General features: G+C 73.6%; 20 protein-coding genes and 1 pseudogene. 6 read left to right on the forward strand and 15 right to left on the reverse strand.

Going from position 1 to position 24,498, the window contains the following annotated elements; translation table 11 throughout:
* Positions 1 to 440 precede the first annotated feature (440 nt).
* The 4 genes from ACFY29_RS06795 to gltB all read right to left on the reverse strand — a co-directional run bounded on the left by ACFY29_RS06795 (position 441) and on the right by gltB (position 9,017).
* A complete protein-coding gene (locus ACFY29_RS06795) occupies positions 441 to 983 on the reverse strand; it encodes a hypothetical protein (RefSeq protein ID WP_328418826.1) in 543 nt (180 codons plus the stop codon).
* A gap of 101 nt (positions 984 to 1,084) precedes the next feature.
* A complete protein-coding gene (locus ACFY29_RS06800) occupies positions 1,085 to 2,572 on the reverse strand; it encodes an MFS transporter (RefSeq protein ID WP_386983985.1) in 1,488 nt (495 codons plus the stop codon).
* Positions 2,573 to 2,803: 231 nt separating this feature from the next.
* Positions 2,804 to 4,339, reverse strand: coding sequence for a glutamate synthase subunit beta (locus ACFY29_RS06805; protein ID WP_386983987.1), 1,536 nt, complete (start codon positions 4,337 to 4,339; stop codon positions 2,804 to 2,806).
* On the reverse strand, positions 4,332 to 9,017 hold the full coding sequence (gltB, locus tag ACFY29_RS06810; protein ID WP_386983989.1) for a glutamate synthase large subunit: 4,686 nt from the start codon (positions 9,015 to 9,017) through the stop codon (positions 4,332 to 4,334). The genes ACFY29_RS06805 and gltB overlap by 8 nt, the downstream gene beginning before the upstream one ends.
* Before the next feature lie 153 nt (positions 9,018 to 9,170).
* On the opposite strand from gltB, the gene ACFY29_RS06815 reads away from it, so the two are divergent.
* Positions 9,171 to 10,007 (forward strand): GNAT family N-acetyltransferase, encoded by an 837-nt coding sequence (locus tag ACFY29_RS06815; protein WP_386984667.1) that lies wholly within the window; start codon positions 9,171 to 9,173, stop codon positions 10,005 to 10,007.
* A gap of 45 nt (positions 10,008 to 10,052) precedes the next feature.
* Here the strand turns inward: ACFY29_RS06815 and ACFY29_RS06820 are convergent, their stop codons facing one another.
* The gene (locus ACFY29_RS06820) at positions 10,053 to 11,240 is read right to left on the reverse strand and encodes an NAD(P)/FAD-dependent oxidoreductase (RefSeq protein ID WP_328418830.1); all 1,188 of its coding nucleotides are present in this window, start codon (positions 11,238 to 11,240) and stop codon (positions 10,053 to 10,055) included.
* 15 nt (positions 11,241 to 11,255) lie between these two features.
* The gene (gene lgt, locus ACFY29_RS06825; protein WP_386983991.1) at positions 11,256 to 12,437 is read right to left on the reverse strand and encodes a prolipoprotein diacylglyceryl transferase; all 1,182 of its coding nucleotides are present in this window, start codon (positions 12,435 to 12,437) and stop codon (positions 11,256 to 11,258) included.
* A 101-nt stretch (positions 12,438 to 12,538) separates the two neighbouring features.
* On the opposite strand from lgt, the gene ACFY29_RS06830 reads away from it, so the two are divergent.
* Positions 12,539 to 13,129 (forward strand): NUDIX hydrolase, encoded by a 591-nt coding sequence (locus ACFY29_RS06830; RefSeq protein WP_386983993.1) that lies wholly within the window; start codon positions 12,539 to 12,541, stop codon positions 13,127 to 13,129.
* A 241-nt stretch (positions 13,130 to 13,370) separates the two neighbouring features.
* On the opposite strand, the gene trpA is transcribed toward ACFY29_RS06830, so the two are convergent.
* Genes trpA through trpC form a run of 3 tightly spaced genes read right to left on the reverse strand, consistent with a single transcriptional unit; the run spans position 13,371 to position 16,254 of the window.
* Positions 13,371 to 14,174, reverse strand: coding sequence for a tryptophan synthase subunit alpha (gene trpA, locus ACFY29_RS06835; protein ID WP_386983995.1), 804 nt, complete (start codon positions 14,172 to 14,174; stop codon positions 13,371 to 13,373).
* A 1-nt stretch (position 14,175) separates the two neighbouring features.
* A complete protein-coding gene (trpB, locus tag ACFY29_RS06840) occupies positions 14,176 to 15,414 on the reverse strand; it encodes a tryptophan synthase subunit beta (RefSeq protein ID WP_328418834.1) in 1,239 nt (412 codons plus the stop codon).
* A gap of 36 nt (positions 15,415 to 15,450) precedes the next feature.
* Complete coding sequence (gene trpC / locus ACFY29_RS06845; RefSeq protein WP_386984669.1) at positions 15,451 to 16,254, reverse strand: indole-3-glycerol phosphate synthase TrpC; 804 nt, start codon at positions 16,252 to 16,254, stop codon at positions 15,451 to 15,453.
* Between the two features lie 485 nt (positions 16,255 to 16,739).
* On the opposite strand from trpC, the gene ACFY29_RS06850 reads away from it, so the two are divergent.
* Positions 16,740 to 17,009, forward strand: a complete 270-nt coding sequence (locus ACFY29_RS06850; RefSeq protein WP_355605125.1) for a hypothetical protein — start codon at positions 16,740 to 16,742, stop codon at positions 17,007 to 17,009.
* A 72-nt stretch (positions 17,010 to 17,081) separates the two neighbouring features.
* Here the strand turns inward: ACFY29_RS06850 and ACFY29_RS06855 are convergent, their stop codons facing one another.
* The 5 genes and pseudogenes from ACFY29_RS06855 to ACFY29_RS06875 form a co-directional block, all read right to left on the reverse strand.
* Complete coding sequence (locus ACFY29_RS06855; protein ID WP_355605123.1) at positions 17,082 to 17,693, reverse strand: Trp biosynthesis-associated membrane protein; 612 nt, start codon at positions 17,691 to 17,693, stop codon at positions 17,082 to 17,084.
* A complete protein-coding gene (locus ACFY29_RS06860) occupies positions 17,690 to 19,243 on the reverse strand; it encodes an anthranilate synthase component I (protein ID WP_386983998.1) in 1,554 nt (517 codons plus the stop codon). The genes ACFY29_RS06855 and ACFY29_RS06860 overlap by 4 nt, the downstream gene beginning before the upstream one ends.
* Positions 19,240 to 19,674 (reverse strand): phosphoribosyl-AMP cyclohydrolase, encoded by a 435-nt coding sequence (gene hisI, locus ACFY29_RS06865; RefSeq protein WP_355605151.1) that lies wholly within the window; start codon positions 19,672 to 19,674, stop codon positions 19,240 to 19,242. Before hisI ends, ACFY29_RS06860 begins: the two co-directional genes overlap by 4 nt.
* A 180-nt stretch (positions 19,675 to 19,854) precedes the next feature.
* Positions 19,855 to 20,541 (reverse strand): annotated as a pseudogene (locus tag ACFY29_RS06870) (phosphoribosyl-AMP cyclohydrolase); the annotation flags it as partial.
* Positions 20,542 to 20,610: 69 nt separating this feature from the next.
* Positions 20,611 to 21,003: a MerR family transcriptional regulator gene (locus ACFY29_RS06875; RefSeq protein ID WP_355605117.1), complete on the reverse strand. Its 393-nt coding sequence runs from the start codon at positions 21,001 to 21,003 to the stop codon at positions 20,611 to 20,613.
* Between the two features lie 109 nt (positions 21,004 to 21,112).
* Between ACFY29_RS06875 and ACFY29_RS06880 the strand changes: the two genes are divergently transcribed.
* The 3 genes from ACFY29_RS06880 to ACFY29_RS06890 all read left to right on the forward strand — a co-directional run bounded on the left by ACFY29_RS06880 (position 21,113) and on the right by ACFY29_RS06890 (position 23,278).
* Positions 21,113 to 21,859, forward strand: a complete 747-nt coding sequence (locus ACFY29_RS06880; RefSeq protein ID WP_328418839.1) for an ABC transporter ATP-binding protein — start codon at positions 21,113 to 21,115, stop codon at positions 21,857 to 21,859.
* Complete coding sequence (locus ACFY29_RS06885; protein WP_328418840.1) at positions 21,856 to 22,611, forward strand: ABC transporter permease; 756 nt, start codon at positions 21,856 to 21,858, stop codon at positions 22,609 to 22,611. The genes ACFY29_RS06880 and ACFY29_RS06885 overlap by 4 nt, the downstream gene beginning before the upstream one ends.
* Before the next feature lie 70 nt (positions 22,612 to 22,681).
* Positions 22,682 to 23,278 carry a TetR family transcriptional regulator gene (locus ACFY29_RS06890; RefSeq protein WP_328418841.1) on the forward strand — a complete coding sequence of 199 codons (597 nt, stop codon included), beginning with the start codon at positions 22,682 to 22,684 and terminating at the stop codon, positions 23,276 to 23,278.
* 1 nt (position 23,279) lies between these two features.
* On the opposite strand, the gene ACFY29_RS06895 is transcribed toward ACFY29_RS06890, so the two are convergent.
* Entirely contained in the window at positions 23,280 to 24,476 is a 1,197-nt protein-coding gene (locus ACFY29_RS06895) for an NAD(P)/FAD-dependent oxidoreductase (protein WP_386984001.1), read from the reverse strand.
* Between the last annotated feature and the right edge of the window lie 22 nt (positions 24,477 to 24,498).

The following is a 24,498-nucleotide window of genomic DNA, read 5'->3' on the forward strand; positions in this document are numbered from 1 at the left end:
CGTCCCATCGCCTTTGATTGACACGGTGCGATCGCTGGCGGACTGGCGGCGGATGGCGCCGGCGGATGGCGGGCGGCGTCCCATCGCGCTTATGCGCGGCGATCGTCGGTCCAGATATGGGGCAGCTCGACAGGCACGACCCGAGCCGGGCCGGGCCGACCCCAGCCGACCCCAGCCGACCGAGCCGACCGAGCCGAGCCGGGCCGGGCCGGGCCGACCCCAGCCGACCCCAGCCGACCGAGCCGACCGAGCCGGGCCGGGCCGGGCCGGGCCGGGCCGGGCCGGGCCGAGCCGAGCCGAGCCGAGCCCAGCCGGCCGAGCCCAGCCGAGCCAGGCCGGGCCCAGCTCGTGCCCGCTCCGGTGCAGCTGCCCTCAGGAATGTGACGACGCGGGCGCAGCCAGCGGTAGCGCAGGCTAAACAGGCCGGGCGCTCGCTGGATTCAGGACGCCTGCCCCGGTGAGGCGGGCAGCGGCACCGGGGCGGCACCGGCCGTCTCGGCCGTTCTCGCCTCGATGGCGCGGATGTGCCGGTAGGCGAACCAGAGCGGCGGGAACGCACCGACCGCGAAGGAGAGGTCGATCAGTGTCCAGAACCAGGGGATGTCTCGGATCGGGCCGCAGATCAGCGCCAGCGGGATGATCCCCGCGCAGGCGATCATGCCGACCTGCACCACCCAGACGTTGCGCACCGGGTCGCGCAGCGGCCCCCAGAACGCCACCGCCAGCACCAGGTGGGCGAAGGCCAGCCAGTCGGTCCCGTAGAGCAGGAAGGGGTAGTCCTCGCCGGCCGTCACGAGCCCGGTGTGGACGCGCTCGATCCAGTCGACCAGCGCCGGCAGTTGGCCGGCGAGCGGGTCCAGCGCGCGCAGCAGCCAGCGCACCTCGATCTCCAGCGGGAACGCGGTCACACCGCTCAGGAAGAGCCCGATCAGCACGATCCACAGCCACCGGCGGGTCCGCCGCAGCCGCTCCTCGATGTCCATGATCGCAGCGTAACGATGATCTTCGTATCGTTCGGTCCCGTGGACCGCCCGCCTGGGGTGACCGCTGTCTCAGGGGCAGCGACGCCCGCGAGCCGGGCCGGTCAGCACAGGCTGGCGCACCCGGCGGCGTGCCGGACGTCCCGAGGCGGCTGCGCCGGTCGACTCGTAGCGGGCGACGGTGCGCAGACGGGGCACTCCCGGGCCAGCCGGATCGACCGACCCCGGCTCGCCGGCACCGGACGTGGCGTCGACCGGACGCCACCGAACGCCCCGGCGGGCCGGACGATGCGGGCCGCCGTCCGCGCCACCTGCCGTACCGGACGCCGCAGCGGCGGCGCGACCAGCACCTGGGCGACCCGTCCGGGCAGTCGGCGACCGCGCTGCCGGTCCAGGGCCACCGCCGCCGCCGTCGTGGCGATCGCCGCGACGGATCCGGCCAGGACGAGTGTCTGCCGGGGTCCGGCGTGTTCGGCGAGCCAGCCGAGCAGCGGCGCGCCGACCGCGGCGGAGACCGAGCCGGTCACCGCCAACGCGGCGAGTACCCGGCCGCGCATCGCAGCGTCGGTGTCGAGTTGGGCGCGGGTGCCGACGGTGGTGTCGATGACCACGGCGGCGGCGGCGATCGGCAGGATCACGGCGGCGAAGCTCCAGGTTCCCGGAGCGAGGCCGGCGATGATCTGCAGCCCGCTGGCCAGCAGACCAGCGGCGACCAGCGTCCGGTAGCCCAGGGTGCGCCTGCGGGCCGCGACGAGCGCACCCACCACCGTCCCGACCGCGAAGACGGTCGACAGGAAGCCGTAGCCGGACGCCCCGGCGGCGAGCGGCCCGTCGCTCATCGCGGCCATCGTCACCTGGTAGTTGCGGCCGAGGCTGCCGAGCACGAAAGAGAGGGCGAGCGCGAGGAGCAGCACCGGCTGCCGGCGCAGGTAGGCGAACCCGGCCCGTGCGCCGCCCCGGTGGCTCGAACCACCGTCCGGCACCGCCTCCGGCTGATCCTGCAGGCTCGCCGGGCGTACGGCGAACAGCGCCACCACCACGGCGGCGAAGCTCGCCGCGTTGATGCCGAAGAGCAGCGCGGGGCCGACGGCGGCCACCACGACGGCGCCGAGGCTCATGCCGAGGATGCGGCCGGCGGAGTTGGTGAGCGAGCCGAGCGCCAGCGCGTTGCCGAGCGTCTCCCGGTCCACCAGCGTGGATGCCCAGCGCCCCATCACCGGGCCCTCGATCGCCGAGACGGCGCCGGTGCACAGGGAGATTGCGAAGATCACCGGCAGGCCGCCGACGCCGGTCAGGGCGACCGCCGCCAACCCCGCGGCCAGTGCGGCGTGGGCCACCTGGGCGGTGATCAGCAGCGGACGGGCGGGGAGCCGGTCGGCCAGCACACCGCCCCAGACGCTGAGCAACAGCGTGGGCGCCGCCTGGAGCAGCACGGCGAAGCCCATGGACGTCGCGGAGCCGGTCTCCTTCAGCACGTACCAGTTGACACCGAGTACCTGCATCCACGTCCCGATGACGGAGACGAAGCCGGCGAAGGCCCAGATCCGGTAGTTGCGGTGGCGCAGCGCGGCGAAGGTGGCACCCTTGGCCACGACGAATCTCCCGGGGCGATCGACGGCATGATCATCGCGCCCACTCAGGCGCGGTTCAGCAGCCGGCAAGTCTTGCCGACTTAAACCGATTTGACTACTTCTGTGAGCGGTCTCACCGGCCCCACCACGCATCGGACGCCGAACTGGGACAGCCGGCCGGCGGGCAGCAAGCTGCCCTGCCGGCCGGACATCCCGGTCGGTTCAGTGGAGCCGCCGGCTAACGCCCCCGGATCAGCGCGCGGCGAGCGGCTGCGCGGCCGGTGCGACCGGGGCCGGCAGCGCCCCGGCACCGCCGAGGTAACCGTGGATGGCGGCGGCCGCCGCACGCCCCTCGGCGATGGCCCAGACGATCAGGGAGGCGCCCCGGTGCATGTCACCGGCGACGAACACCCCGTCGGCGTCGGCCTGCCAGTCGTCCCGGGCGTCGATGGCGCCCCGATGGTTACGGGTCACCCCGAACTGGGCCAACAGCGGCTGCTCCTCGGTGCCCTCGAAGCCGATCGCCAGCAGCACCAGGTCCGCCGGTAGTTCCCGCTCGGAGCCCGGCACCGCAGTGACCACCCGTCGGCCGTCGCGCTTCTCCACGGTCACCTCGGCGATCCGCACCGCCCGCACCTGGCCGGTGCCGTCGTCCACGAACTCCTGCACCGCCACGGCGAAGACCCGCTCTCCGCCCTCCTCGTGCGCCGGGTAACTGCGCAGAACCCACGGCCACGTCGGCCACGGGTCCCGCGCCTCGTCGCGCTCCTGCGGCGGCTGCGGGTACAGGTCGAGCTGGTACACACCAGCGGCGCCCTGCCGGTGCGCGACGCCGAGGCAGTCGGCCGCGGTGTCGCCACCGCCGATGATCACCACGTGCTTACCGGCCGCGTCGATCGGGGTGCCGTCGGGCAGCATCGCGACGGACGGCCGGCCCTCGCCGGCGGCGGCGACGCCGGGCTGGCCGGCGGCCGCGGCGGCGACCGCACGGTTCGCGGCGACCAGGTGCGACATGGCCTGGTGTACGCCGCGCAGCGCCCGGCCCGGGGTCTCCGGGGTGTCCCGGCCCTGCAACGCGCCGCAGGCCAGCAGCACCGCGTCATGTTCGGCGCGCAACTGCTCGGCGGTGACGTCCACCCCGACGTTCACCCCGGTGCGGAAGCGCACCCCCTCGGCGGTCAGCTGGGCCAACCGGGCGTCGATGTGCCGCTTCTCCAGCTTGAAGTCGGGGATGCCGTACCGGAGCAGACCACCGATCGCGTCGTCGCGCTCGTACACCGTCACCGCGTGACCGGCGCGGGCCAACTGCTGGGCGGCGGCCAGGCCGGCCGGCCCGGAACCGACCACGGCGACCGACCGTCCGGACGGCGCCGGCAACGGGCGGGGTGTGAACCCGCGCGCCGCCGCGGCGTCGGCGATCTCCACCTCGACCTGCTTGATGGTCACCGGCTGGCCGCCGGCGATGCCCAGCACGCAGGCCGCTTCGCAGGGCGCCGGGCAGAGCCGGCCGGTGAACTCCGGGAAGTTGTTGGTGGCGTGCAGCGACTCCACCGCGGCGTCCCAGTTGCCGGTACGGACCAGGTCGTTCCAGTCCGGGATCCGGTTGCCCAGTGGGCAGCCGTCGTGGCAGAACGGGATGCCGCAGTCCATGCACCGGGTGGCCTGCTCGCGGACCAGTTCCTCGCCGGCGGGCGGGTACACCTCACGCCAGTCGCTGATCCGCACCGGCACCGGGCGGCGGGCCGGCAGTCGCCGGTCGTAGCGCAGGAAACCGTTCGGGTCAGGCACGTGCCACCTCCTGGGCAGCCGCCCGCGGGGCGGACGGCACCGGCGCGGCCGAGGGCACACTCAGTGCACTCATCACCGCGTCGTCGACATCGCGGCCGGCGGCTTCGGCGGCCCGCATGATCTCCAGCACCCGGCGGTAGTCGCGGGGCACCACCGCGGTGAACTCGGCCACCGCCTCCGGCCAGCGCTTGAGCAACTCCTCGGCGACCGCCGACCCGGTCTCGGCCACGTGTCGCTGGACCAGCTCGTGCAGCAGCGTCTGCTCCTGCTCACCCAGCGGCGCCAGGTCGACCAGCTCCGCGTTGACCCGGGCCCGGTCCAGCTGGTGCACGAAGGCCGTGCCACCGGACATCCCGGCGGCGAAGTTGCGGCCGGTCGCGCCGAGCACCACCACCGTTCCGCCGGTCATGTACTCGCAGCCGTGGTCGCCGACACCCTCGACCACAGCGACCGCGCCCGAGTTGCGCACCGCGAACCGCTCCCCCACCCGGCCGCGCAGGAAGACCTCACCGCCGGTGGCGCCGTACAGGATGGTGTTGCCGGCGATGATCTGGTCCTCGGCCCGATGGCCCGGCTCGGCGTCGTTGTCGAGGAACGGGGCGGCCGCGTCCGGACGGACGATGATCCGCCCGCCGGAGAGGCCCTTGCCCACGTAGTCGTTGGCGTCGCCGTGCAGCCGCAGGGTCACCCCGCGCGGCAGGAACGCGCCGAACGACTGCCCGGCGGTGCCGTGCAGCGCGAACTCGATGGTGTCGTCGGGCAGGCCGGCGCCGCCGTAGCGGCGGGTCACCTCGCCGCCGAGCATCGCGCCGACGCTGCGGTGCTCGTTGCGCACCGCCACCTCGACCCGCACCGGCGCGCCATCGGACAGCGCCGGACGGGCGAGCGCGATCAGCTCGTTGTCCAGGGCGTGCTCAAGGCCGTGGTCCTGAGCGCGCACCCCACGCCGGGCGGCGCCGGCGGGCAGCTCCGGCAGGTGCAGGACGGGCGCCAGGTCCAGCCCGTGCGCCTTCCAGTGCGTCACCGCCGAGGCCACGTCGAGCAGCTCTGTCTGCCCGATCGCCTCCTCGATCGACCGGAAGCCCAGCTCGGCCAGGTACCCGCGGACCTCCTCGGCGAGGAACAGGAAGAAGTTCTCCACGAACTCGGGGGTGCCGGTGAACCGCTCCCGCAGCGCCGGGTTCTGGGTGGCGATGCCGACCGGACAGGTGTCCAGGTGGCAGACCCGCATCATCACGCAGCCGGCGACGATCAGCGGCGCGGTGGCGAAGCCGAACTCCTCCGCGCCGAGCAGCGCCGCGATCAGCACGTCCCGGCCGGTCTTGAGCTGGCCGTCGACCTGCACGGTGACCCGGTCGCGCAACTTGTTGAGCAGCAGCGTCTGCTGCGCCTCGGCCAGGCCCAGCTCCCACGGGGTGCCGGCGTGCTTGAGCGAGTTCAGCGGTGACGCGCCCGTGCCGCCGTCGTGGCCGGAGATCAGGATGACGTCGGCCTTGAGCTTGGCGACACCGGCAGCGACGGTGCCCACGCCGACCTCGCTGACCAGCTTGACGTGCACCCGGGCGGCCGGGTTGACGCACTTCAGATCGTGCACCAGCTGGGCGAGGTCCTCGATGGAGTAGATGTCGTGGTGCGGCGGCGGGGAGATCAGGCCGACGCCCGGGGTGGCGTGCCGGGTCCGGGCGATCCACGGCCAGACCTTGTTGCCGGGGAGCTGACCGCCCTCACCCGGCTTGGCGCCCTGGGCCATCTTGATCTGGATGTCGTCGGCGTTGACCAGGTATTCGCTGGTGACGCCGAACCGGCCGCTGGCGATCTGCTTGACCGCGGAGCGGCGGGCCGGGTCGTGCAGCCGATCGACGTCCTCGCCGCCCTCACCGGTGTTGGACTTGCCGCCGAGCCGGTTCATGGCGATGGCGAGCGTCTCGTGCGCCTCGGCGGAGATCGACCCGTACGACATGGCGCCGGTGGCGAACCTCTTGACGATCTCGGTGGCCGGCTCGACCTCCTCGATCGGCACCGCCGGGCGGACCCCGGTGCGCAGGGTGAACAGCCCGCGCAGCGAGCCGGCCTGCGCGGCGAGCGCGTCGACCTTCGCCGTGTACTGCCGGAAGACGTCGTACTGCCGGCTGCGGGTGGCGTGCTGGAGCAGGAAGACCGTCTCCGGGTTGAAAAGGTGCAGCTCACCCTCGCGGCGCCACTGGTACTCGCCGCCGACCTCCAGCCGGTCGGAGGTCGGGGTGCCGGCCGGCGGCCAGGCCAGCGCGTGCCGGGCGGCCACCTCGGTGTGGACGCCGGCAAGCCCCACCCCGCCGATCCGGCTGGGGGTGCCCCGGAAGTAGCGCTCGACCAGCCGCTTGTCCAGCCCGACCGCCTCGAAGACCTGCGCACCGCAGTACGACGAGACCGTCGAGATGCCCATCTTCGACATGATCTTCAGGACGCCCTTGCCGAGCGCCTTGGCGAAGTTGCGCACCGCCGCGGCGGGTTCGACGCCGACCAGTGTGCCCGTGGAGATCATGTCCTCCACCGACTCGAAGGCCAGGTACGGGTTGACCGCCGCCGCGCCGTAGCCGATCAGCACCGCCGCGTGGTGCACCTCGCGGCAGTCGCCCGACTCCACGATCAGCGCCGCCTGCGTGCGGGTCTGCTCGCGGACCAGGTGCTGGTGCACGGCGGCGGTGAGCAGCAACGACGGGATCGGCGCCAGGTCGGCGTTGGAGTCCCGGTCGGAGAGCACCAGGATGCGGACGCCGTCCTCGATGGCCTCGGAGACGTGCCGGCAGATCTCGGTCAGCCGCGCCTTGATGCCGGCAGCGCCATCCCGAATGCGGTACAGCCCGGAGACCCGGACCGCCTTGAAGCCCGGCAAGTCGCCGTCCTCGTCGATGGAGAGGATCTTCGCCAGCTCGTCGTTGTCGATCACCGGGTGCGGCAGCACGATCTGCCGGCAGCTCGCCGCGCCCGGGTCGAGCAGGTTGCCCTCCGGCCCGATGGTCGACGCCAGGCTGGTGACCAGCTCCTCCCGGATGGCGTCCAGCGGTGGGTTGGTGACCTGGGCGAAGAGTTGGTGGAAGTAGTCGTAGAGCAGCCGTGGCCGGGTGGACAGCGGCGAGATCGGGGTGTCCGTGCCCATCGAGCCGAGCGGCTCGGCGCCGGTACGGGCCATCGGCGCGAGCAGGATCTTCAGCTCCTCCTCGCTGTAGCCGAAGGTCTGCTGACGGCGGCGGACCGAGTCGTGCGTGTAGACGATGTGCTTGCGGGCAGGCAGGTCGTCCAGCTCGATCAGCCCGGCGTGCAGCCACTCGCCGTACGGCTGCGCGGCGGCCAACTCGGACTTGATCTCCTCGTCGTGCACGATCCGGCCGGCGACGGTGTCGACCAGGAACATCTTCCCCGGCTGGAGCCGCCCCTTGGCGACCACCCGGGCCGGGTCGAGGTCGAGCACGCCCGCCTCGGAGCCGAGCACCACAAGCCCGTCGTCGGTCTGCCACCAGCGCCCCGGGCGCAGCCCGTTGCGGTCCAGCACCGCGCCGACGATCTCGCCGTCGGTGAAGGCCACCGACGCCGGCCCGTCCCAGGGCTCCATGAGGCTGGCGTGGAAGCGGTAGAAGGCCCGCTTGTCCGGCTGCATGCCGGGATCGTTCTCCCACGCCTCGGGGATCATCATGAGCACCGCGTGCGGCAGACTTCGCCCGGCCAGGTGCAGCAGCTCCAGGACCTCGTCGAAGTTCGCCGAGTCGGAGGCGCCGGGGGTGCAGACCGGGAAGACCCGCCGGAGGTTGCCCGGCACGTTCGGCGAGCGCAGCAGCGCTTCGCGGGCCTGCATCCAGTTGCGGTTGCCGCGGATCGTGTTGATCTCGCCGTTGTGGGCGATGAACCGGTACGGGTGCGCCAGCGGCCAGGACGGGAACGTGTTGGTGGAGAACCGCGAGTGCACCAGAGCGATCGCGCTGTCCACCCGCTCGTCGCGCAGGTCCGGGTAGAACGCCGGCAGCTGGTCGGGGGTGAGCATGCCCTTGTAGACCATGGTCCGGCTGGACAGCGACGGGAAGTACGCCGGCACGCCCCGCTCGGCGGTCTCCCGCTCGGCCTGCTTGCGCAGGCAGAAGGCCACCCGGTCCAGCTCGACGCCGCGCAGCGCGGAACCGGCCGGCCCGGCAGGCGAGTCGGTGAGCCGGTGCGCGGCCAGGAAGATCTGCCGCACCCGGGGCATCGCCGCCAGGGCGGTCTCGCCGAGCCCGGTCGGATCGATCGGCACGTCCCGCCAGCCGAGCAGGTCGGCCCCTTCGACCAGCGCGTACTTCTCGACCACCCGACGGGCGTGGGCCTCGGCGCCGTCGTCGTCGGGCAGGAAGACCAGGCCGGTGGCGTACTCGCCGACCGGGGGCAGCGCGACGCCGGCCACCGCACGCAGGAACGCGTCCGGGACCTGGATCATGATGCCCGCGCCGTCGCCGGTGTTGGGCTCCGCGCCACGAGCACCGCGATGGTCCAGCCGGCAGAGCGCGCCGAGCCCGTTGGCGACGACCGAGTGCGAACGCCGGCCGTACAGGTCCGCCACGAAGGCAACCCCGCAGGCGTCGTGCTCCTGCGCCGGGTCGTAGAGGCCCTGGGCGGGTGGCCGGGGGCCGGGCATCGGGGACGCCTGCGGGCTGTGCGGGTACGGAAAGGCCACCGGGCCTCCTGTCGTCACTCAGGTTGGATCATGGTGGGGACGACGTCGGCCCGTGGGTCTATTGAGTCTACGTTAGGGCGACGGGCGCAAGGCCACTCAAGATTGATCACACCGTCCAGAGTCTGGGACGTGTAGTCTCGCGCGGTGGATCCGCTGAACAAGGACATCTTCGACCGGTTGGAACGCTTCTACGACGCGGTGCCCCGCGACGTCGCCGGTGTCGAAGAGCATGGCGGTCTGGTGCTGTTCGTCCGCGATGGTGCCGGCTGGCCGTTCTACGCCCGGCCCCGGATCGGCGCCACCGAGCCGCCGTCACTGGCCGACGTGACCTCGGTCCGCGAGCGGCAGCGGGAGCTGGGCCTGCCGGAGGCCTTCGAGTGGGTGCACGAGACCAACCCGGAGCTGCTGGCCGTGGCCCGCTCGGCGGGGCTGAACGTGCTGGAGGCGCCGCTGATGGTGCTCGACCCGGCCGCGCTGCCCGACCCGGCGACACTGTCCGACGTACCGGTACGGGTGCTGGCGGCGGACTCACCCGGGTTCGCCGCCGACGTGGCCGGTCGGCGGGCGGTGGCCGCCGTGTCGTTCGCCGCCGCCGGTACCGAACGCGGCGACGCCGGCCCGGCCGAGCGGGACGCCGCGGTCACCGAGCTGGAGCAGGCCGCGCTGGACGAGGAGCGAACCCGGATCGCCGACGGCCGGCGGCTCTCCGTCCTGGCCGGCACGCCGACCGAGGGTGCGCTGGCCGGCGGCATGGCGATGCGGGTGGGCGACGTCGCCGAGATCGCCGGGGTGGCCACCCTGCCGGCCGCCCGGCGGCGCGGACTGGGCGCCGCGCTGACCGCCACCCTGGCCCGGGAGCTGCTCGCCGCCGGCACCGACCTGGTGTTCCTCTCCGCGGGCAGTACGGAGATCGCCCGGGTGTACCTGCGGGTCGGCTTCCGCCGCATCGGCACCGCCTGCATCGCCGAACCCGCCGCCCTCATCCCCTGACCCGTCCCCCGGTCACCCGCCGGATCGGCGCGCGCCCGTATCGGGTCAGGTTGGCGGGCGCCACTGGGCGGCCGACGCGGCGGCGCTGGACAGCAGCCGCGAGTTGATCGTGCCGAGTGCGGCGTCCCGGGCGCGCAACGCCAGCCGGCCCCGGGTCTGGAGCACCGCCGACATCCGCCGGGTCTGCCGGACCACGGTCGCCGCCCGGGGGCGGCGCACCCGGTCGTACGCCTGCACAGCGTCGGGCAACCGGGACTCGCGCAGCAGGGAGGCGAGCGTGGCGGCGTCCTCGAAGGCGAGGCAGGCGCCCTGGCCGAGGTGCGGCGGCATGGCGTGCGCGGCGTCGCCGAGCAGCACCACCCCACCCGGGCCGACCGGGAAGCCGTACGTGCGGGGCAGCGGGCGCAGTTCGCGGACCTCCTGCTGGACCAGGTCGGTCGGGTCGGTGGCGTCGAGGAGCGCACCGATCGGGTCCGGCCAGCCGGCGTACCAGCGGCGCAGCAGGGCGAGTTGGATCTCCGGCGGTTCCGGGCGAGGCGCGCCGGCGGCGGTGGCCACCCAGTAGATGCCGCCTCGGGTGGAGCCGCCCGAGGAGCCGCGCTCGCCCAGCGAGGCGGCCACGAACCGGTAGCCCGCGCCGAGGACCTCCCCGGCGACCGGCTGGTCGGCGGGCAGCCGGGGCGCCCGGTACCAGGGAATGACGGCCCGCCATGCAGCGCAGCCGGAGCTGACCACGCGGGATTCCGGGGCGAGCTGGCGGCGAATGCCGCTGTCCGTGCCGTCGGCGGCGACCACCAGGTCGGCTTCGATGGTGTGCCGTCCGTCGCCGACCGCCGGGCGCTGGCCCGGGTCGACCCGGACGTGGCGCACGGTCACCCCGGTCCGCAGATCGACCCGGTCGCCGAGCCCGGCGATCAGCGCGTCGTGCAGGTCCTCGCGGTGCACCACCACCGGCATCCGGTCGGCCGGGGTGGGTCGGGGCTGCACCAGCCAGTGCCCGTCCGGGCGGCGGACCCCGCCGTCGGGCAACGGGGTGGCGATCGCGGTCAGGCCATCGCCGAGGCCGAGGGCCTGCAACGCGCGGACACCGTTGGGCCAGAGCACCATGGCGGTCGGCTCAGGGCGGACCCGCTCGGCGCGTTCCAGCACGGTGACCTGCCAACCGGAGCGGGCCAGCGCGCCGGCCATCGCGAGGCCACCGACCCCGGCGCCGACCACCACCGCGCTTCGCATCGGTGCCGCCCCCGCTCAGCTGTCCCGGTCGGTGGGGCGGGCGCCTGCGGCGTCGGCCCGGTCCTCGCAGGGTTCCGGCGTACCGTCCGCGGCCGGGTCGTCGGTCGACGGGTCGTCGGCGGGTGCCCGCCCGTCGAGCGGCTCACCGTCATCCGGCCGGGCGTCGTCGGCCGGCTCGGGCGGCAGCACGCCACTGTCCCGCCAGGCCTGGTACTGCTCCTCGCTGACCACGCGGTAGCCCTCCGGCGCGGCGGCCTTCGCGCCCACCTCCCGCTCGGAGAGGTCGACCTGGGACAGGTCGGACGTGGTGGGTGGGGTCGGCGTCGCCGCCGCGCCGAGCGGGATCAGGTAATCCCGGGGACCACGGACCCGCACGAAGTAGATCAACGCGCCGAGGAAGACCAGGGCGGCGGTCCAGACGTTGAGCCGGACGCCGAGGATCTGGTTCGCCTCGTCGGTGCGCATCAGCTCGATCCAGAACCGGCCAGCGGTGTAGCCCATCACGTAGAGCGCGAACGCCCGGCCCCGGCCGAGCCGCAGCCGCCGGTCGAGGATGAGGACCAGCGCGACCACGCCGAGATTCCACAGCGCCTCGTAGAGGAAGGTCGGCTGGTAGAGGCCCGGTTCGAGGATCGGTTGGCCGGCGTCGTCGCGCAGCGCGTGGCCCGGGTTGTCCGGATCCATCCGGTGGATCTCCAGACCCCACGGCAGGGTGGTCCGGCCGCCGAACAGCTCGTTGTTGAACCAGTTGCCGAACCGGCCGACCGCCTGGGCCAACGCCAACCCGGGGGCCACCGCGTCGGCCACCACGCCGAACGGGATGCCCAACTGCCGGGCCGCAATCAAGGCGCCGACCGCGCCACCCGCGACCGCACCCCAGATGCCGAGGCCGCCCTCCCAGATGGCGAACGCCTTCATCGGGTCACCGCCAGCGCCGAAGTACTTCTCGGGGGAGGTGATCACGTGGTAGATCCGGGCGCCGATGATGCCGGCGGGCACCGCCCAGACGGCGATGTCGAGCACCGCGCCGGGCGCGACGCCGCGCTGGCGCAGCCGGCGCTCGGTCACCCAGCAGGCGAGCACGATGCCGATGATGATGCACAGCGCGTACGCCCGGATCGGCACCGGCCCGAGCTGCCAGACTGCGGTGCTGGGACTGGGCAGGGCCGCCTGGGGGGACAGCGGGGCGAGGTTCACGGGTGCACACGCTACCGCTGTACACCCCCGAAGCGGCACCCCGGGCCGCTTCCCGCTCATGTCGGTGACTTCTGGTTTGCGCCGCCGTACGCTCTTTGTGCATGAGCGCGCTCATCGGGGCGGTCGCCGCGGTCGTCACCGACGACGCCGGCCGGGTGCTGCTCTGCCGGCAGGGCCGGGGCGAGCGACGGTACGCGTTACCCGGCGGGCGGCTGCGCCCGGCGGAGAGTCCCGTCCGGGCGGCGCTGCGGGACATCCGCGCCGAGACCGGCTGGGAGATCGAGCTGGTCGACCTGGTCGGCATCTACCACGTGGCGAGCCCTCCAGCGAGCACGGCGGCCGGGCGTGCCGGCCCGCTGCCGGACGTCCTGGTGCACGTGTTCCGGGCCCGCGCGGCCGAGGTCCGACCGACCGCCGACCCACCGCCGGGTTGCCTGCTGTCCTGGCACCTTCCCGCCGCACTGCCCGAGGCGGTCACCCCGCTCACCCGGGCCGCCGTCACCGACGCGCTGGCCGGCCGCTCCGGCGTGCTGCGTGACGCCCGGTGGGCGCCCAGCACCGTCGACCCCGCCGACGAGCCGGCGGACGGCCCCAGCGGCCAGGCAGCGGACGGCCACGATGGGCGGCCTGGGGCGGGGCAGCCACCGGAGCAGCGCGGCGAAGCGACGTCGGACCCTTCGCTACGCCCCTGAGCACGGCGGAACCGTCCGACAGTCAGCTCCCCCGCAGCCGTTGCGGGGTCGTCGGGTCCAGTGGGTGCCTCGATCCGGTGGGCATCACCCTGTCGAGGGTGATACCTGTGAGTCATAAATATGACTCACAGGTATCACCCTCAAAAGACAGACATGCCCGGTGCGCGCCACGCCGGACGGCTGATCCTGAGCCGCACGGACCACAGCGCGAGACAGCGGGTCAGGGCGCCGAGCGCCAGCCTCAGCGAGTGGGGGTTCGGACGCCCTCGGCGAGTTCGGCGCTGAGGGTGCGCAGGGCGGCCAGCCCTTCGGCCTCGGAGGGCGCATCGAGCACGCAGCGGACGAGCGCGCTGCCGACGATCACTCCGTCGGCGTACCCGGCGACGGTGCCGGCCTGCGCGCCGGTGCCCACGCCCAGACCGACGCCGACCGGCAGGTCGGTGACCGCACGGACGCGGGAGACCAGCGTCGGCGCGGCGTCGGAGGTACGTGCTCGGGCCCCGGTCACCCCCATCACGGCGGTGGCGTAGACGAAGCCCCGGCAGTGCCCCACGGTCATCGCCAGCCGGGCGTCGGTGGACGACGGCGAGACCAGGAAGGTCCGGTCCAGCCCGTGCGCGTCCGAGGCGGCCAGCCACTCGTCCGCCTCGTCGGGGATGAGGTCCGGGGTGATCAGGCCGGTCCCGCCGGCGGCGGCGAGATCGCGAGCGAACACGTCCACGCCGTAACGCTCGATCGGGTTCCAGTAGGTCATGGTGACCACCGGCGCACCGGTCGCCGCGACCGCTTCGATGATGCGCAGCGTGTCCGCCGTACGCACGCCGCCGGCCAGCGCGATGTCACTGGCCTTCTGAATGACCGGCCCGTCCATCACCGGGTCGGAGTACGGAATCTCCACCTCGATGACGTCGACCCCGGCATCGACCATGGCGGTCATCGCCGCGATGCTGCCGTCGACGGTCGGAAACCCGGCCGGCATGCAGCCGACCAGCAGCGCCCGCCCGTCGGCCCGCGCCTTGTCGAAGGCCACCCCGATCCGGCTCATCTCACCGCTCCTTGTCGAGGATGCCGAAGTAGTCACCGGCGGTGTGCACGTCCTTGTCGCCCCGCCCGGAGAGGTTGACCACGATGGTGGGCTCCCGGCCCAGCTCGGCGGCGAGCTTCGGGGCCAGCGCGACGGTGCCGGCGAGCGCGTGCGCGCTCTCGATCGCCGGGATGATCCCCTCGGTGCGGCAGAGCAGCTCGAACGCGGCCATCGCCTCGTCGTCGGTGACCGGCAGGTAGTTGGCCCGGCCGGTGTCGTGCAGCCAGGCGTGCTCGGGCCCGACACCGGGGTAGTCGAGGCCGGCGGAGATCGAGTGCGACTCCAGCGTCTGCCCGTCGGCGTCCTGCAGGACGTAGGTGCGGGCGCCGTGCAGCACCCCGGCGGACCCGCCGGTGATGCTGGCCGCGTGCCGGCTGGTGGTCACCCCGTCGCCGCCGGCCTCGAAGCCGTACAGCCGCACGTCCGGGTCGCCCACGAAGGCGTGGAAGATGCCCAGCGCGTTCGAGCCGCCGCCGACGCAGGCGGTGACCGCGTCCGGCAGCCCGCCGGTCAGGTCGAGGCACTGCTGGCGGGCCTCGTCACCGATGCCCCGGACGAAGTCACGGACCATCGCCGGGAACGGGTGCGGCCCGGCGGCGGTGCCGATCAGGTAGTGCGTCTCGTCGACGTTGGCCACCCAGTCGCGCATCGCCTCGTTCATCGCGTCCTTGAGGGTGCGCGAGCCGGTGGTGACCGGAACGACGGTGGCGCCGAGCATCCGCATCCGGGCCACGTTGAGCGCCTGCCGCTCGGTGTCGACCTGGCCCATGTAGACCACGCACTCCAGGTCGAACAGGGCGGCGGCGGTCGCGGTGGCCACGCCGTGCTGACCTGCCCCGGTCTCCGCGATCACCCGGGTCTTGCCCATCCGCTTGGTGAGCAGCGCCTGGCCGAGCACATTGCGCACCTTGTGCGCACCGGTGTGGTTGAGGTCCTCGCGCTTGAGCAGCACCCGCGCGCCGACCTTCGCCGAGAACCGCCGGGCCTCGTAGAGCAGCGACGGCGTGCCGGCGTAGTCGCGCAGCAGCGCGCCGAACTCGGCCCGGAAGGACTCGTCCGTCATCGCCGTACGCCACGCCCCGTCGAGCTCGTCCAGCGCGGCCACCAGGGCCTCGGGCACGAACCGACCGCCGAAGCGGCCGAAGTGGCCGGCGGAATCGGGCTGCGAGCCGGCCACCGGGGCCAGCGCGTCGGCGCTCATCGGAGATCCTCTCAGTGGGGCGTCACCGGCGCGGGGTCAGCGCACCGGCCGGGGCGTTGCGGGGTGGTTGCCGGCGTTGACCAACTCGGCGACCGCCTCGCGGGGGCTCTTCTGGGTGACCAGGCCCTCGCCGACGAGGACCGCGTCCGCGCCCGCGGAGGCGTACCGGATCAGGTCGTGCGGGCCACGCACGCCGGACTCGGCGATCTTGACGACGCTGCTGGGCAAGCCGGGCGCGATCCGCTCGAAAACCGACCGGTCGACCTCCAGGGTACGCAGGTCACGAGCGTTGACCCCGATCACCTGCGCGCCGGCCTCCAGGGCACGGTCGGCCTCTTCCTCGCCGTGCACCTCGACCAGCGCGGTCATGCCCAGCGACTCGATCCGCTCCAGCAGGCCCGTCAGCACGTTCTGCTCGAGCGCGGCGACGATCAGCAGCACCAGGTCGGCGCCGTGCGCACGCGCCTCGTGCACCTGGTAGCTGGAGACCACGAAGTCCTTGCGCAGCACCGGCACGGTGACCGCGGCCCGGACGGCCGCCAGGTCGTCCAGCGAGCCGCCGAACCAGCGCCCCTCGGTGAGCACGCTGATCGCCCGCGCCCCGCCGGCCGCGTAGTCGACGGCGAGGTCGGCCGGATCGGCGATCTCGGCCAGCCGGCCCTTGGACGGCGAGGAGCGCTTCACCTCGGCGATCACGGCCACGCCGGGCTTGCGCAACGCCGCGTACGCGTCCAGCGGCGGCGGCGCCGCCGCTGCCAGTTCACGGATCCGCTCCAGCGGAACCTGTTCCTGGCGCCGGGCGACGTCCTCACGCACGCCGGCCAGGATCTCGTCGAGCACGCTTACGGACGCGGCCTGACCGGCCTCGTCCCCCTCCGCGTGCGCATGCTCAGCAGTCACCAGCGGACTCCCCTCTCCGGGTGTCATGGGCCGATGCTAGGGGCAGCCGGCCGACGCCGGGCGCCGGGGGTATGGCGCTGCTCACCAAAAGGGCTGCGGCATAATGGCCGACTTGCCGTGAACGGTATGTCACGCAGTGCCACCTCCGGTATCGACCGCCGTCGCGCGACGGGTGCCCGGCGACCCCGTCGAAGCGGGCCGATCCACCGATCATGCCATCGGCACGGGATCGACGCCGGATGACAGCGATGTCGGTCGATGCTGTGAGCAAGCTCAAGGCCGAACGGCCAGTGCCTGGTCGCGGCCGAGGCGGGACAGTTGACCGGGCGGTCACCCCGGCGAAACGTCGGCGGGTCAGCATCGTCCTCGGGCAGACTCGATGGCGCGCCTGCCCGACCGTCGCCAATTCCTTGTGCGGGGTGACCATGAGTATCACCGAGCCGAGCCCGAGCATCGGGCTGACCACCATCTCGCGGACCGTCGCGTCGCTCGCCGTCGGGGTGGTGCACACGCTGGAGCGGGCCGTGGTCGGCGAGGGACGGATGCGGACCGCGCGCGGCAACGCCTGGGAGGCGGTCTGCGCCGACCGGGCCCGCGCGGACCAGCGCGCCGAACTGAACCGCCTGGTGGCCGAGCTGACCGCCGCCCGCGCCGCCGCCCGCCGCCAGCAGCGGGAGCGTCAACCGGTCGGCTGACAGCCGTACCAGCGGTCGGGGTCACCAGCAGCCCAGCCCACCGCCCGTCGCGCCAGCCGGCGCTCGGGCGGATCAGCCGGCAGTCGGGTCCTCGCCCCGGTCCAGCGCGTCCCACGCCTCCGTGGTCCGCCGCCCGGCCATCGGGCCGGCCGGACCGTCCGCGGGCTGCGCACTCTCCGTGATGGTCCGTGTCGGCCGCTCGTACCGGGCACCCATCGCCGGCCAGCCACCACCGCGCAGCGCCGTCCACCCGCCGCCCGCCGCGGCCAGCAGGCCGCCGACCAGGCAGAGCGCCGGCCACTGCCGGCTCACCACGCCGTCGAGGTCAGCGACCAGCCCGTACCCGCCGCCGGTTGCCACGGCCAGGCCGAGCACCCCGAGCAGCACGCCGAGCAGTCGTCGCAGCCGGCCCCGGGTGGCCAGCACCGCGCCGCCGCCGGCCAGCGTGACCAGGGCCAGCGCCGGCAGCCAGGGCAGCAGGGCGGCTCCGCTGCGGGCGTCGCGCACCGGCGGCAGCGGCGCCGGCCGCACCGTCAACTCGATCGACCAGCTCCGGGTCGCTGCCCAGAGCGCCAGGCCCGCGCCGGCCAGGCAGAGCAGCACGGCGTACGTCAACTGACGCCGTCCCGCCGCGGCCCGGGCGCCCGATTCCGGCCGGTCCTGTGGTTGCGCTGTCGTGCTCACCGGGCCGGCCGCAGCGTCTCGGCGGCAGCGATGGCGGCCAGCACGGCGGCGGCCTTGTTGCGGGTCTCCTGATCCTCGGCAGCCGGGTCCGAGTCGGCGACCACCCCCGCGCCGGCCTGCACGTAGGCGCGGCCGTCGCGGATGAGCGCGGTCCGGATGGCGATCGCCATGTCCAGGTCGCCGCCGAAGCCGAAGTAGCCGACCGTGCCGCCGTAGACGCCACGGCGAACCGGCTCCAGCTCCTCGATGATCTCCATGGCCCGCACCTTGGGCGCGCCGGAGAGCGTGCCGGCCGGGAAGGTCGCGGCGAGCGCGTCGAACGCGCTGCGGTCGTCACGCAGCGTGCCGGTCACGGTGGAGACGATGTGCATCACGTGGCTGTACCGCTCGATGGTGGCGAACTCGGGAACCTCCACGCTGCCCGGCCGGCAGACCCGGCCCAGGTCGTTGCGGCCCAGGTCGACCAGCATCACGTGCTCGGCCCGTTCCTTCGGGTCGGCGAGCAGCTCGGCGGCGAGCCCGGCGTCGGCGGCCGCTGTTTCGCCGCGCGGCCGGGTGCCCGCGATCGGGTGCAGCAACGCCCGCCGCTCCCCGTCCGCGCCGGCGGTGACCTTGAGGTGCGCCTCGGGGGACGAGCCGACGATGTCGAACCCGTCGAAGCGCAGCAGGTACATGTACGGGCTGGGGTTGCTGGTGCGGAGCACCCGGTAGACGTCCAGCGGGTCGGCGTGGGTGGGTCGTTCGAAGCGCTGGGAGAGCACGATCTGGAAGCACTCGCCGGCTCGGATCGCCTCCTTGGCCGCCTCCACCGCCTTCGGGTAGCCGCCGTCGGGGGTACGACAGAGCACCTCACCGGCCGGCGGGCGTTCGACCGTGGAGATCATCGGCGGGATGGGCCGGGACAGCGCGGTGGTCATCGCGTCCAGTCGGCCCACGGCGTGGTGGTACGCGGCGGCGACCTGCGCGGCGCGGTCCGGGGCGTCCAGCGGCGGCAGCACCGCGTTGGCGACCAGGATCGCCGAGCCGTCGTAGTGGTCGAGCACCACCAGGTCGGTGGCGAGCATCATGCCCAGCTCCGGCACGCCGAGGTCGTCCTCGGTCAGGTCGGGCAGCCGCTCGAAGCGACGGACCAGGTCGTAGCCGAGGTAGCCGACCATGCCCCCGGTCAGCGGTGGCAGCCCGCTGGAAGGGTCCCCGACCGGGCCGGCCAACGCCTCGACGGTCTCCCGCAGCACCCGCACCGGGTCACCCTCGGTGGGCAGCCCGGCCGGCGGCTGGCCGAGCCAGGTCGCCACGCCGTCCCGCTCGACGAGGGTGGCGCTGCTGCGTACCCCGATGAACGAGTACCGCGACCAGGCCATGCCGGCCGAGCCGACACCCTGTTCGGCCGACTCCAGCAGGAACGTGCCGGGCCCGCCTGCCAGCTTGCGGTAGACCCCGACCGGGGTCTCGGCGTCGGCCAGCAGCCGACGGGTGACCGGCACCACCCGCCAGTGCGCGGCCAGCTCGGTGAAGGTGGCCAGGTCCGGGCTCACCGCGCCGTCGGTCATGGTCGGGCCTCCGGACTGGTGACCGGCAGTTCGGTGAAGAAGCACGTCGGGTGGCCGGTGTGGCAGGCGGCGCCGACCTGGTCGACGCTCACCAGCAGCGCGTCCCCATCACAGTCGAGCGCGACCGAGCGGACGTACTGGTGGTGCCCGGAGGTGGCGCCCTTGACCCAGTACTCGCGCCGGCTGCGCGACCAGTAGGTGGCCCGGCCGGTGGTGAGGGTGCGGTGCAGCGCCTCGTCGTCCATCCAGGCGACCATCAGCACTTCGCCGGAGTCGTGCGCGCGGACCACGGCGGCGACCAGACCGTCGGCGGTGCGGCGCAACTGGGCCGCGATGGCCGGGTCGAGCCGGGACGGACGGGCCGGCACGGGCGCGGCCGGGCCGGTCGGATCGCTGGGGACGCCGGTCACCGGCGCGTCAGGTACAGGCACAGTGACCCATTGTCCCGCACGCGGCGCGGGCACCGGCGACGGCTCCCGGTGGGGTCGCGGTGGATCGCCGGCGGGTCGGGCCAGTTGGGCCACGTAGCGGTCCAGCCGGCCGTCGACCAGGGCGTCGGCCAGGTCCGTGCCGGCCACCTCAGCGATCTCCTCGGCGTACGGGCGGATCAACGGCAGCGTGCCGGTGACCAGCCGGACGGCAGCGGCCCAGAGCTGCCCGGTGGCGCCCGGACGCAGCCCGAGGCAGAGCAGCATGTCCTCCCGGTAGCCGGGCGGGGCGACCGGCAGCTCCAGGGCCGCCGCGAAGGCCGCCCGGCGGGAGAAGACCCGTACCGACGGGTTGGCCGGGCGCAGCACCGAGGGGCAGAGCCGGGCCAGGTCGGCCACGGCGAGCCGTACCCCGAGGCGGTCGCTGGCGGTCCAGGCGGCAGCGGCCTTACCCAGCGTGGCGATCAGCTCCTCCAGCCGGGGCGGTTCGGCGGGCTGGCAGAGCACCGGCAGGTCGATGCGGGGCCGCCAGTGCGGGTCGGCCCAGAGCAGTCGCGCCGGCGCGGTGACTGGCAGCCCGAACGCCCAGTCGGCCGGCTCGCCGAGCCGGTGCACCCAGGAGCGGACGTCCAGGGCGGCCACCGACACGTGGGTGAGCCGGCCAGCGGACTCGGCCAGGTACGCCCGTCGGGCCGCGTATGGGGAGCCGCCGACCAGGACGTCGAGGTCGACGTCGCTGTGCGCGGTGGCGGCGCGCCGCGCGTGACTGCCACGCAGCAGGATGCCAACGACCGGCCGCTCGGCGGCCTGCCGCAACCGCGCGGCCCAGTCCTCGAGAAACCCGCTGTCCGGTAACGGAGGGTGACCCACCGCGCCATCGTGCCGTACGCCCGATCGGCGCGCAATGCCCGTTGCCGGACCTGGTGTCCGGTCCGAAGGCTACTGCCCGTTCTCCAGCTCGGCGCGACGGTAGGCGTCGATCTTGTGGTTGAGCACGGTGAGGTCCTCCTCCAGCTCGGCCATCCGGCTCAGCACCCGGGCTCGGTGCGCCTCGAACAGCGCCCGCCGGGCACCGAGGGTGCGGTCGCCCTGTCGGGCCAGCTCGGCGTAGCGACGCATGTCGCGCACCGGCATCCCGGTGCGGCGCAGCCGGGTGAGCAGGAACAACCAGCTGACATCGCCGGCGGTGTATCGGCGACGCCCGGCGGCGTCCCGGCCGACCGGCGCGACCAGCCCCTCCTGCTCGTACCAGCGCAGCGTGTAGGTGGTGAGGCCGACCCGTTCGGCGGCCTCACCGACGGTCAGGGTCATTTCTCTGGTGCTGACGTCCACGCCACCCAGGCTTCCAGCTCGAGTGCACTCGAAGTCAACCGTTGCGTGAACGCGGGTATCTCATCTAGCGTTGAGTTCAACAGTTGATGAGTTCCGCGGGAGGTGCGCGATGGACGACGCGATAGCGGTCCGCGACCTGGTGGTCGACCGGGGCGGGCGACGGGTGCTGGACGGCATCAGCTGCGCCGTCGCGCGCGGCGCCGTCACCGGGCTGCTGGGCCCCAGCGGCAGCGGCAAGACGACGTTCATGCGCGCCGTGGTCGGGGTGCAGGTGGTCACCAGCGGAACGGTCACCGTGCTGGGCCAACCGGCCGGCTCGCCCGCACTGCGGCACCAGGTGGGCTACCTCACCCAGGCGCCGAGCGTCTACGCCGACCTGACCGTGCGGGAGAACGCCCGGTACTTCGCGGCCCTGCATCGGCGGGGGCGCGCCGAGGCCGACCGGGCGATCAGCGACGTCGGGCTGGCACAGGCGGCCAACCAACTGGTCGGCACCCTCTCCGGCGGCCAGCGCAGCCGGGCCTCCCTGGCCTGCGCCCTGGTCGGTGAGCCGGAGCTGGTCATCCTCGACGAGCCAACCGTCGGTCAGGACCCGGTGCTGCGGGCCGATCTGTGGGCCCGGTTCCACGCGATGGCCGCGGCCGGCACCACCCTGCTGGTGTCCAGCCACGTGATGGACGAGGCGGCCCGCTGCGACCGGCTGCTGCTGATCCGGGAGGGGCGGCTGATCGCCGACGACAGCCCCGCCGCGATTCGCGCCGCCGCCGGCGTGGACGACCTCGACGAGGCGTTCCTGCGGCTGATCCGGGCCGGGGCGACGAGCTCCACCGGCTCACGAACCGGAGGAGTGTCATGAACCCGCGGATCCTGGTGGCCACCACCGGCCGCATCCTGCGTCAGCTCCGGCACGACCGGCGCACCATCGCGCTGCTCGTGGTGGTGCCGTCCGTCCTGCTCACCCTGGTCTACTTCATGTACGCCGACCAGCCGAGCCCGCCCGGCCAACCGTCGGCGTTCGACCGGATCGCACTGGTGATGCTCGGCATCTTCCCCTTCGTGATCATGTTCCTGGTGACCAGCATCGCCATGCTCCGCGAGCGCACCTCGGGCACCCTGGAGCGGCTGCTCACCACCCCGCTGGGCAAGCTCGACCTGCTCTTCGGCTACGGCATCGCGTTCGGGCTGGCCGCCGCCGTGCAGGCCGCGGTCGCCGCCGGGGTGGCGTACTGGATCTTCGACCTGGACACCGCCGGCAGCAGCGGGCTGGTGATCGGGATCGCGGTGATCGACGCGGTGCTCGGTGTCGCCCTCGGGCTGTTCTGCAGTGCCTTCGCCCGCACCGAGTTCCAGGCCGTACAGTTCCTGCCGGTCGTGGTGGTCCCCCAACTGCTGCTCTGCGGGCTGTTCGTGGCCCGCGACCAGATGGCCGGCTGGCTCCAGGCGCTCAGCGACGCCTTCCCCCTCTCGTACGCCATCGAGGCGTTGCAGGAGGTCGGTGCCAACGCCGAGCCGACCGGCAGGATGTGGCGGGACGTGGCGGTGGTGCTCGGCGCGGTGGTGCTGGCGCTGGTGCTCGCGGCGGCCACCCTGCGCCGGCGCAGCGGCTGACCGATCGCGGCCGACGACCGCCGGGGCGAAGGGCCCCGGCGGCGCCAGGCGGACGAAACGAGGGGCGACGATGACGCGGCGGACCGGCCGACGACCCGGCAACCCGGACACCCGGGAGGCGATCCTCGACGCGGCGCGGACGGCGTTCTCCGAGCGCGGCTTCGACGCGGCCTCGATCCGCGCCATCGCCGGCACCGCCGGGGTTGATCCGGCGCTGGTGCACCACTACTTCGGCAGCAAGGACCAGCTCTTCCTCGCGGCGATGAACTTTCCGGTCGACCCGGGGGAGGTGGTGCCGAAGGTGCTCGCGGGCGGCCAGGACGGCATCGGCGAGCGGCTGGTCCGCACCTTCCTCGGCGTCTGGGACTCCCCGGCCGGCACCGCCGGGGTGGCGCTGCTGCGCTCGGCGGTGAGCAACGAGTGGACCGCGAAGCTGCTGCGCGAGTTCATCACCACGCAGGTGCTGCGCCGGGTGCTCGACCAGCTCGACGTCGACCTGGTCGAGCTGCCGCTGCGCGGTTCGCTGGTCGCCACCCAGCTGATCGGGTTGGCCATGATGCGGCACGTGATCCGGTTGGAGCCGGTGGCGTCGGCCGACCCGGAGACGCTGGCCGTGGCCATCGGCCCAACCTTGCAGCGGTACCTGACCGGGCCGCTGCCGACCTAGCCTAGGCCAGCTCCTTGACGGCCGGGCCCGCCGTGACTCGCTCCCGCGTGACCCGGCGGCGCCGGGTTGGCAGCCCGAGCGCCGGGTTGGCGACACCCCAGGCGGCGCCCTTGCAGATCAGCTCCTTGTAGACGGCGGCGAGCCGTCCGGTCAGGGCCGCCGACACGGCGCGGTCGTCGGCGGTGACGTACTGGATCACGCCCTCCCTGCGGCCGAGCGAGATGCACTGGTTGAAGTAGCGGAGCGGCGCGTTCGGGAGCTTCCCGCCGGTCAGCCGCGCCGCGATCGAGTCGGCAGCCTGCCACGCCATCGGCGTGCCCGAAGCGCACGACATCCGGAGCGGCTTGTTTCCTGCGCCGATCGCGAAGGCCGCGTCACCGATGGCGTAGACGTCCGGGTGCGAGACCGAGCGCATGGTCCCGTCGACCACGATCTGACCGGTGCTGGTGACCTCCAGGGAGGTCTCCTTCGCGATCGGGTGGACCGCGAAACCGGTGGTCCACACGGTGACCGAGGCCGGGATGGCCTTTCCGTCGGCGGTGGTGACGTGACCGGCTTCGACGCCGGAGACGGCGGCATGTTCGTGCACGGTGATCCCGAGTTTGCCGAAGACCTTCCGCAGGTGACCGCGGCCCTTGGGCGAAAGCCAGTCGCCGAGGCCTCCGCGGGCGGCGAGGGCGACGTCGAGGTCCGGGCGGGCCTCAGCGATCTCGGTCGCGGCCTCCAAGCCGGTGAGTCCGCCGCCGACGACGACCACGGTCTGTCCGGCGTCGAGGCCGGCCAGGCGCTCGCGCAGCCGGAGCGCTCCGGGGCGGCTGGCGATCTCGTACGCGTGCTCGGCGGTCCCGGGGACGCCCTGAGCGTTCCAGCCGCTGCCGAGGGCGTAGACGAGCGTGTCGTAGGCGAGTTGCCCGGCGCCGTTCGCGTCGATGACGCCGACGGTCTTGCGATCGACGTCGACGCCGGTGACCCTCGCCACCCTGAATTCGACACCGGTGCCCGCGAACATCTCACCGAAGGGCCGGGGCTTGAGGGTCTGGCCGGTGGCGAGCTGGTGCAGGCGGACGCGCTCGACGAAGTCGGGCTCGGCGTTGACGAGGGTGATGGCGACCTCCTCGCGGTGGAGCCGCTTGGCGAGGCGCCCGGCGGCGATGGCTCCGGCGTATCCGGCGCCGATGACGACGATGCGGTGCTGCATGTCCGTGCTCCTGTCTGACGAG

The sequence above is a fragment of the Micromonospora sp. NPDC000668 genome (genome assembly GCF_042897975.1).
Lineage (GTDB): Bacteria > Actinomycetota > Actinomycetes > Mycobacteriales > Micromonosporaceae > Micromonospora.